The sequence below is a fragment of the Nonomuraea soli genome, assembly GCF_013761175.1.
In the GTDB taxonomy this organism is placed as follows: Bacteria; Actinomycetota; Actinomycetes; order Streptosporangiales; family Streptosporangiaceae; genus Nonomuraea; species Nonomuraea soli.
Map to the genome: position 1 here is coordinate 383,326 of NZ_JACDUR010000008.1, position 9,120 is coordinate 392,445.

The following is a 9,120-nucleotide window of genomic DNA, read 5'->3' on the forward strand; positions in this document are numbered from 1 at the left end:
ATGCGAAACACCCTCCAGCTTCAGTGGTGGCGCCGCTCCTAGGCGGCGCGATTTTCGCATTCCTCAACGGACGGCCGCCCCGGAAGGCGGCCTTTCCTGTGTCCGCCCCGGGGCTCTCACCAGGTGCTAAGGGGCAGCAGTGGAGACGAGCGGATATACCACCTCAGGCGGCGTCGGCGTCGAACGCCAGACGCGCGAGGTGCCCGAGGAGACGCTCGAGGAGATCGTGACCGCGCTGGGCAGCAGGCGCGGCGGAGCCTTCTCCTCCGGCATGGACTACCCGGGCCGTTACAGCCGATGGGCCTTCGGCTACGTGGATCCCTGCCTGGAGCTCGTCGCCAAGGGGCGCACCATCCACGCCAGGGCGCTCAACGACCGCGGGCGCGTGGTGCTGCCCATCGTGGCTTCCTGCCTGCTGGCCGCGGGCAAGCCGGTCTCGGAGCCGACGCCCGACTTCGTCGAGGTCTACGTGGCCGACTCCGAGGAGCTCGTGCCCGAGGAGATGCGCAGCCGCCGCCCCACCGTCTTCTCCGCCATCCGCGAGGTCATCGCCGCCTTCAAGGGCGAGGACCCGAACCTGGGCCTGTACGGCGCCTTCGGCTACGACCTGGCCTTCCAGTTCGAGCCCATCCGCCAGGAGCTCGTCCGCCCCGACGACCAGCGCGACCTCGTGCTGCACCTGCCCGACCGGATCGTCGTCATCGACCGCCAGCGCGAGACCAGCGTCGAGCACCGCTACGAGTTCACCGTCGACGGGGTCTCCACCCACGGCATCGAGCGCACCGGCGAGTCGCAGCCGCCCGCCGTGCCCGCCGCCATCCCGGCCGACCCGGTGCCCGGCACCTACGCCCAGGTCGTCGCCGCGGCCAAGGAGAAGTTCAAGCGCGGCGACCTGTTCGAGGTCGTGCCCGGGCAGGTCTTCCACGGCGAGTGCACCGACCCGTCGGCCTTCTATCGCTCGCTGCGCGTGTCGAACCCGGCTCCGTACGAGTTCATCATCTCGCTCGGTGAGGGCGAGCACCTGGTCGGCGCCTCGCCCGAGATGTACGTCCGCGTCTCCGGCGACCGCGTCGAGACCTGCCCCATCTCCGGCACCATCGCCCGCGGCAGCAACCCGGTCGAGGACGCCGAGGCCATCCGCACGCTGCTCTCCTCCACCAAGGAGGAGTCCGAGCTGACCATGTGCACCGACGTCGACCGCAACGACAAGTCGCGCATCTGCGTCCCCGGCACCGTCCAGGTCATCGGCCGCCGCCAGATCGAGCTCTACTCCCGCCTGATCCACACCGTCGACCACATCGAGGGCCGCCTGCGCCCCGAGTTCGACGCCCTCGACGCCTTCCTCACCCACATGTGGGCCGTCACCGTCACCGGCGCGCCCAAGACGTGGGCGATGCAGTTCATCGAGGACCACGAGGCCACCACGCGCCGCTGGTACGGCGGGGCGATCGGCTTCATCGGCTTCGACGGCTCCATGAACACCGGCCTCACCCTGCGCACCGCCCAGATCAAGGACGGCGTCGCCACCGTCAGGGCGGGCGCGACCCTGCTGTTCGACTCCGACCCGGAGTCGGAGGAGAAGGAGACCGAGCTCAAGGCCAGCGCCCTGCTCGCCGCCCTGGCCGCCGTCAACTCGCCCGCCTCCGTCGTCGAACCGGAGCCTGTCGTACGGCACGGCGAGGGCATGAAGGTGCTGCTCGTCGACCACGAGGACTCCTTCGTCAACACCCTGGCCGACTACTTCCGCCAGCAGGGCGCGACCGTGACGACGCTGCGGCACGGCTTCCCCACCGCCATGATCGACAGCATCGCCCCCGACCTGGTGGTCCTGTCGCCCGGCCCCGGCTGGCCCTCCGACTTCGGCATGTCGGCCCTCATCGACGAGGTCTACGCGCGCGACCTGCCCGTCTTCGGCGTCTGCCTCGGCCTGCAGGCCATGGTCGAGCACGCGGGCGGCTCCCTGGAACTGCTCGACTACCCCGAGCACGGCAAGCGCGGCCAGGTCTCCCGGCTGGGGGAGTCGGCGCTGCTGGAGGGCCTGCCGCAGGAGTTCACGGCGGCGCGCTACCACTCGCTGCACGCCAAGGAGCACGGCGTGGTCGGTTTCACGCCGATCGCGGTCACCCCCGACGGCAACGTGATGGCCATCGAGGACGTGGCGGGCAAGCGGTTCGCCGTGCAGTTCCACCCCGAGTCGATCCTGACCGCGGAGGGCGGGGCGGGCGCGCACATCATCGGCAACGTGCTGCGCCTCACCCGGCGCTGAGCGGGGGCCTGGGCCCGGGCGGTGCCTTCGCGGCACCGCCCGGGCTCAGGACATGACGACCGCGGCCCGCTTCTCGACCGCGGCCAGGATGCGTTCGCAGACCGGCACCCCGGTGGCCTGCTCGGTGGCGATCAGGCCGGGAGAGTTGTTCGCCTCCAGGACCAGCGGCCCCTCGGCGGTGCGGATGACGTCGATGCCCGCCACGTCGAGCCCCAGCGTCGCGGCGGCCGTCACCGCCAGCTCCACCTCGGCGTAGGACGGTTCCACCTCCACGGCGGTGGCGCCCTGGGCGACGTTGCTGCGCCACTCGCCGGCGGCGGCGCGGCGCTGCATGGTCGCCACCACCTCGCCGTCGACGACCACCAGGCGCAGGCTCCACCACGCCTCCGGCACCCATCGCTGGGCGACGAGCAGCTGGTGCCCGTTCATGGCCTTCTCCTGCAGCAGCAGCCGCAGCTCTGCGAGGGTCTCGGCCTTGACCACGCCCGCTCCGCCGTACCCGCTGTCGGGTTTGAGCACCAGCGGGAAGCCGAGCAGGTCGGCCAGGTCCTTCGGGTCGGCGTAGGGCGTGGTCAGGCAGGTTTGCGGGTGAGGCAGGCCGTGGGCGAGGTAGATCGCCGCCTGGCGGGCCTTGCTGACGGCGTTCTCGACCGCGCCCGCCGCATTGACGGCGGGCACGCCCCGGTTCTCCAGCTGCCGCTGGAGCAGGAGCAGATGGGTCAGATCGGGCTCGCTGCCGAGGACGCGGTTGAGGATGACGTCGGGGGAGATGCCGGCATGGGAGCCGAGTTGGGTGATCGTGGCGGGGTCGCCGACGATGTGCACGTCCCAGCCGCGCGAGAGGGCGGTCTGGGCGAGCCGTGAGGCCGTGGCGCTGAGCCGGGCCCTGGAGACAAGAGCGAGTCGCATCACGTGCTTTCGCGACAGATGGGATAAGGGAGCGCTCAGCGTAGCGGAGATCGTCACCTTGCGCGTCATCCTCGAAAAACGGCCTGTTTGTGCAGGTCAAGCCCTTGATGTGAGGGTGTTCTGGCACGGGCTCGGGGTGCGGCATAGTGGGGGAGCATGAAGACGCTCTATCCGCCCGTCGAACCCCATGCCGGCGGCCTGCTCGCGGTCGGCGACGGCAACGAGATCCACTGGGAGGAGTGCGGTAATCCGCACGGCAAACCGGTCGTCATGGTGCACGGCGGGCCGGGCGGCGGCTGCACCGCCAAGCAGCGCCGCCAGTTCGATCCGGAGGCGTACCGGATCATCCTGTTCGACCAGCGCAACTGCGGCCGCAGCCGGCCCCACGCGAGCGACCCGGCGGTGTCGCTGGAGCACAACACCACCTGGCACCTGGTCGCCGACATGGAGCTGCTGCGCGAGCACCTGGGCGTCGACCGCTGGCAGGTGTTCGGCGGCTCGTGGGGCAGCGCGTTGTCGCTGGCCTACGCCCAGACGCATCCCGACCGGGTGAGCGAGCTGGTGTTGCGTGGCATCTTCATGCTGCGCCCCTTCGAGCTGCACTGGTTCTACGAGGAGGGCGCCTCGCTGGTCTACCCCGACCTGTGGGAGAAGTACGTCGAGCCGATCCCCTTCGAGGAGCGCGACGACCTGATCGGCGCCTTCCACCGGCGGCTCAACGACCCCGACCCCGCCGTGCGGCTGCCCGCGGCGCGTGCCTGGAGCACGTGGGAGGGCTCGACCATCACGCTGCTGCCCGACCCCGAGATCATCGCCTCGCACGAGGACGACGACTACGCGGTGGCCTTCTCCCGCATCGAGAACCACTACTTCGTCAACGGCGGCTTCTTCGAGGAGGAGCAGCTGCTGCGCGACATCGACAAGATCCGCCACATCCCCGCGGTGATCGTGCAGGGCCGCTACGACATGTGCACACCCGCCGCCACCGCCTGGGACCTGCACCGGGCCTGGCCCGAGGCGGACTTCCACCTCATCCCCGACGCGGGCCACGCCTTCGTCGAGCCGGGCATCACCGACGCTCTCGTCACGGCCACGGACCGGTTCGCGGGCCGCTGACCCGGACACGCCTGACCAGGCGCGGAAGGAAGGCAGGGCGACAATCGGGACCTTCCGGGAAGGCGGCGGCGGGCGCGACACCCAGCGCCTAGGGTGGGCGCATGCTCCCCGCCAACCTTCCGGATGCGGTCCGTGACGCCCTGCTCGCGCCGCTGGTCGACCATCACTGCCACGGGGTGCGGCGCGACGAGGTGTCCAGGGCCCAGTTCGAGCTGCTGATCACCGAAGGGGCCGCGCCCGCGCCGCCGGGCACGACCCACTTCGACACCCCGGCGGGCGTGGCCATCAGGCGCTGGTGCGCTCCCGTGCTCGACCTGGAGCCCCATGCCTCCCCGGCCGTCTACCTGGCCAGGCGCCGCGAACTGGGCGCCGGCGAGGTCAACCGCAGGCTGCTGCGGGCCGCCGGGGTGGTGGCCTTCCTGGTCGACACCGGCCTGGAGGAGCCCGACCTGCTGACGGCGTCCGAGATGGGACGCCACGGTGGCGCGGCGGCCGACGAGATCGTCCGCATCGAGCAGATCGAGCAGGACGTCGCCGAGGTGGCGCCCCTCGCCGTCGACTACATGGACAGCCTGGCCGACGAACTGGCCGCCCGCGCCGCCCGCGCCGTGGCGTTCAAGTCGATCATCGCCTACCGCCACGGCCTCGACTTCGACCCGTCGCGGCCCAGCCGCGGATCGGTGATCGCGGCGGCCAACCGGCGTCTGGCCGACCCGAAGGAACGCCTGACCGATCCGGTGCTGCTGCGCCACCTGCTGTGGGCGGCCGTCGACGTGGCCCGCGACCGTGGGCTGCCGATGCAGTTCCACACCGGATTCGGCGACCCCGACGTCGAACTGCACCGGGCCGACCCCGCGCTGCTGACCGTCTTCATCCGCGCGCTGCAGCCGCTGAACGTGCCGGTGGTGCTGCTGCACTGCTACCCGTTCCAGCGGCAGGCCGCCTACCTGGCCAACGTCTACCCGCACGTCTACGTCGACCTGGGGCTCACCCTCACGCACACCGCCGCGGGCGGCGCCCGGGTGCTGGAGGAGATGCTGGAGCTGGTGCCCTTCCACAAGCAGATGTTCAGCTCCGACTGCTACGGCGTCGCCGAGACCTGCCACCTCGGGGCGCTGTACTTCCGGCGCGGCCTGGGCGGGGTCCTGGCCGGCCGCATCGACGAGGGGGAGTGGAGCGTCTCCGACGCCGCCCGCGTCGCGCACATGATCGGCTCCGGCAACGCCAGGCGCGTCTACCGGCTCTGAGACGATCTCCTCCTCCAGGAGGAGGTAGGGCGCGGCTCGCCATCGGGATAATCGCCGCATCATGAGCGCGATCGAGATCAGTCAGCTCGCCAAGTCCTTCGGGCCGGTCAAGGCGGTCGACGGCGTGTCGTTCACCGTCGAGGCGGGGACGATCACCGGATACCTCGGTCCCAACGGGGCGGGCAAGACCACGACGCTGCGCTGCCTGCTAGGCCTCGTCACCGCCGACGCGGGCACCGCCCTGGTCAACGGCGTGCCGTACCCCCAGCTCAAGCAGCCGCTGGCGGCGGTCGGCGCGGTGCTGGAGGCCACCAACTTCCACCCCGGCCGCACCGCGATCAACCACCTCAGGATCCTGTGCACGGCCGCCGGGCTGCCGCAGCAGCGCGCCGCGGAGGCGCTGGAGCAGGTGGGCCTGGCCGACGTGGCGAGCAAGCGCGTCTCGGGCTTCTCGATGGGCATGCGCCAGCGGCTGGGCCTGGCCGGAGCGCTGATCGGGCACCCGGAGGTGTTCATCCTCGACGAACCCGCCAACGGCCTCGACCCCTCCGGCATCCAGTGGCTGCGCGGCTTCCTCAAGCACCTGGCCCACGAGCGCGGCGCCGCCGTCCTGGTCTCCAGCCACGTGCTGGCCGAGGTGGAGCAGACCGTCGACAACGTGGTCATCATCGCCAAGGGCAGGCTCGTACGGCAGGGCACGCTCGCCGAGCTCACCCGCAACGGTGACGCCCCGCTGCGGGTGCGCAGCCTCGACCCGCAGACGCTCGGCCCCGCCCTGGAACGGGCGGGAGGCGCGGTCGAACCCCTCGACGACGGGGCGCTGCGCGTGCGCGGCCTGGCCGCCGAACGGGTCGGCGAGGTCGTCCTGGCCGAGCAGGTCGTGCTCACGGAGCTGGTCCAGGAGCGCACCGACCTGCAGCGCGTGTTCCTGGAGCTCACCGAGGAGACGTCGTGAAGCTGGTGCGCGCCGAACTGCTGAAGCTGTTCACCACCCACCTGTGGTGGATCATGCTCGTCGTGGTGCTGAGCTACCTCACCCTCAGCCTCGGCCTGGTGATCGGCTTCGCCGGGCTGGAGCAGAACGGCGTCAGCGTCTTCCCCGCCCGCGACACCCCCGAGTTCCAGCGCGTGGCCTGGGAGCAGTCGATCAGCGGGTCGATCCTCGTGGCGATACTCGGGGCCACCATGATGACCACCGAGTTCCGCTACCAGACGATCACCAGCACCTTCCTGACGACGCCGAGGCGCGCCCGGGTCGTGGCGGCCAAACTGGGCGCGGGCGTGCTGGTCGGGCTGATCTTCGGGCTGGCGATCCTGGTGCTGTTCGCCGTGGGCATCGTCCCCGCCGTCCTGCTGTCGGGCGGCGACCTGCTCATCACCGAAGGCGGGATCCCGCGCATCCTGGGCGGCGTGCTGGCGGCCCTGGTCCTCTACACCCTGTTCGGGATCGGGATCGGCGCGCTGCTGCGCAACCAGATCGCCGCCATCGTCACCGTGGCGGTGTGGATGTTCGTGCTCGAACCCATCGTCAACGCGATCCCGCAACTGCAGGTCGTGGGCGCGTGGACTCCGGCGGGGGCGGCCAGGTCGCTGACGAACTCCGGCGTCGACGTGGGGCAGATGGGCCTCGACTACCTGCTGCCCGCCTGGGGCGGGGCGCTGGTCCTGCTCGGGTACGCCGCGGTGTTCGGGCTGCTGGCCTCGGCCACCACGCTGCGGCGCGACATCACGTGAGGTGCGCCTGCCGTACGGCTCGCTCGTGTCGGGCTTTCGTACGGCAGGCGCGAACGGTCACGGCCGTTCTGTGCGCTCCTGGCGCGGGACGGACGGCCTCGCGGACCGCGGCAGGACCTTGACCTGCAGCGCCGCGCAGCGCGGGCAGCTGGTCGCCTCCGACCAGGGCGGCATGCTGGCCTGGCCGTTGAGATGCCAGGCGACCTTCTCGCCGCAGTGGTGCGCCTGGAAGGCGGCCTGCCAGATGTGCAGGCACCGCAGGCAGTGGTAGGACCAGATCTCCTCGACCGTTTCGATTTCTCGCATGACGAACACACACTCCGAGCACAGGGTGAAAGGACGACGGACGGAAACGTTCGTCCGGCCTATATGCGCCAGATGCTCAGGTGTGCCCGGCCGCAGCGGACGGCCGGAGCGGGCAGGAGGTCACGCGCGGTGACGCGGCCCGTGCCGCGCCGGACGGGAAGCGCGGACTTGGCCGCGCCGCCGCCGCCCAGGGTGCGGGCCTTGAACGAGACCGAACAGCCCCATTCGTCGCCGCCGCGCGGACGCGGGCATTCGCCCTCCGCGACGTCCACCACGGCGAACGGCGGGACCGCCTGGACGTTCTGCGGCTGCCACGGGCCCAGGCAGCACAGAACGGCCGCGACGAGCAGGAACAGGCGCAGACCCGGAAACACGTCACCAGACTACGTCACTCTGTGTGACTATTAAAGGTGGTTCCGGTTATATGCGCTGGTCGGGGCCCATGCAGGCCCCGAGCCGAGTGCCGACGGCCTGCAGGGCGTCGGCGAGGGCGGCGGTCTGCTCGGGAGTCAGGTGGTCGAAGAGGACCTCGCGTTGCGCCTGGGCGTAGTCGGGCGCGATGGAGCAGATGACGGTGCGCCCCTCCTCGGTGATCTCCGCGACGCTCGCCCTGCCGTCGGAGGAGTCGGGGCGCAGCGTGACGAAACCCCGGTCGACGAGCTTGCTGATGCGGTGGCTGAGGCGGCTGATCGAGACGTTCGTCAGCGCCGCCAGGTCGCTCAGCCGGCACGGCCCCAACGACAGCGCCGTGAGCAGGCCGTACTCGATGTGCACCAGGCCGTGGCGGCGGAAGACCCGCTCCACCTGCGGCATGCCCACGAGCGTCACCGCGAGCAGGCCGTGCCAGGCGCGGACCTGCGTCTCGTCGAGCCCCTCGGCCACCGGCCCCCCAGTGTCAGAATCTGCCGATCGCGACGATGAGTGCCAGCGCCGCCAAGACCAGATTAAACGCGATCGACTCGCCGCGTCGCCGGTGAACGACGGCGGCTACGGCCATCGTGATGACGAGGCCCACGGCGGCCAGCGGCGTCAGGATCGGGGCGATGCCGGTCGCCCAGGGCAGGATCAGGCCGATCGCCGCCACGCCTTCGATGAGGCCGATGGCGCGGATCTGGCCCTGGGAGAAGTCCTCGACGTACGGCATGCGCGCCTTGAGGTTCTCCTTGGGGACGGTGTTCTTGACGACGGCCGAGCCCAGGAAGGCTGCGGCCAGGAGGATCTGCAGGATCCAGAGGAAGATGTCCATTTGTTGACCCTTCAAGTGATGCGGTGGGCTGGAGTGTATAACTTGAAGCATCAACAAAGCCAGCGTAGTGATGGGCTCCGGCGCGCGGCCGGGGCGTTGGAAGGCGGCCGGCTCTAGGATGCGGCCGGTGAGCACGCATCCCGCCACCCCCGACCCCGCCCACCCCTTCGCCCCGATGTACGGCTTCGACCCGGCCTCCGACTTCGACCCGGCCTCCGACTTCGACCCGGCCTCCGACTTCGACCCGGCCTCCGACTTCGACCCGGCCTCCGACTTCGACCCGGCCTCCGACTTCG

10 protein-coding genes are annotated in these 9,120 nt (G+C 70.8%); 5 read left to right on the forward strand and 5 right to left on the reverse strand.

The genetic code is table 11. From position 1 onward, the window contains the following. Positions 1–139: 139 nt before the first annotated feature. Positions 140–2,266 carry an anthranilate synthase component I gene (locus tag HNR30_RS37960; RefSeq protein ID WP_181614962.1) on the forward strand — a complete coding sequence of 709 codons (2,127 nt, stop codon included), beginning with the start codon at positions 140–142 and terminating at the stop codon, positions 2,264–2,266. Between the two features lie 45 nt (positions 2,267–2,311). Here HNR30_RS37960 and HNR30_RS37965 read toward each other — a convergent pair whose 3' ends face one another. After that, on the reverse strand, positions 2,312–3,175 hold the full coding sequence (locus tag HNR30_RS37965; RefSeq protein WP_181614963.1) for an ATP-grasp domain-containing protein: 864 nt from the start codon (positions 3,173–3,175) through the stop codon (positions 2,312–2,314). A 156-nt stretch (positions 3,176–3,331) separates the two neighbouring features. Between HNR30_RS37965 and pip the strand changes: the two genes are divergently transcribed. The 4 genes from pip (at position 3,332) to HNR30_RS37985 (ending at position 7,272) form a co-directional block, all read left to right on the forward strand. Then, entirely contained in the window at positions 3,332–4,291 is a 960-nt protein-coding gene (gene pip / locus HNR30_RS37970) for a prolyl aminopeptidase (RefSeq protein ID WP_181614964.1), read from the forward strand. A gap of 101 nt (positions 4,292–4,392) precedes the next feature. Further along, positions 4,393–5,538, forward strand: a complete 1,146-nt coding sequence (locus HNR30_RS37975; protein WP_181614965.1) for an amidohydrolase family protein — start codon at positions 4,393–4,395, stop codon at positions 5,536–5,538. Between the two features lie 61 nt (positions 5,539–5,599). Next, positions 5,600–6,493, forward strand: a complete 894-nt coding sequence (locus HNR30_RS37980; protein ID WP_181614966.1) for an ABC transporter ATP-binding protein — start codon at positions 5,600–5,602, stop codon at positions 6,491–6,493. Then, on the forward strand, positions 6,490–7,272 hold the full coding sequence (locus HNR30_RS37985; RefSeq protein WP_181614967.1) for an ABC transporter permease: 783 nt from the start codon (positions 6,490–6,492) through the stop codon (positions 7,270–7,272). Before HNR30_RS37980 ends, HNR30_RS37985 begins: the two co-directional genes overlap by 4 nt. A 57-nt stretch (positions 7,273–7,329) precedes the next feature. On the opposite strand, the gene HNR30_RS37990 is transcribed toward HNR30_RS37985, so the two are convergent. From HNR30_RS37990 to HNR30_RS38005, 4 genes are read right to left on the reverse strand one after another with little or no spacing between them, the layout of a single operon-like run. Further along, positions 7,330–7,578 carry a hypothetical protein gene (locus HNR30_RS37990; protein ID WP_181614968.1) on the reverse strand — a complete coding sequence of 83 codons (249 nt, stop codon included), beginning with the start codon at positions 7,576–7,578 and terminating at the stop codon, positions 7,330–7,332. 59 nt (positions 7,579–7,637) lie between these two features. Beyond that, on the reverse strand, positions 7,638–7,952 hold the full coding sequence (locus tag HNR30_RS37995; protein ID WP_181614969.1) for a hypothetical protein: 315 nt from the start codon (positions 7,950–7,952) through the stop codon (positions 7,638–7,640). Between the two features lie 46 nt (positions 7,953–7,998). Continuing rightward, complete coding sequence (locus HNR30_RS38000; RefSeq protein WP_181614970.1) at positions 7,999–8,460, reverse strand: MarR family winged helix-turn-helix transcriptional regulator; 462 nt, start codon at positions 8,458–8,460, stop codon at positions 7,999–8,001. A 13-nt stretch (positions 8,461–8,473) separates the two neighbouring features. Continuing rightward, entirely contained in the window at positions 8,474–8,824 is a 351-nt protein-coding gene (locus HNR30_RS38005; RefSeq protein ID WP_181614971.1) for a DoxX family protein, read from the reverse strand. Positions 8,825–9,120 lie beyond the last annotated feature (296 nt).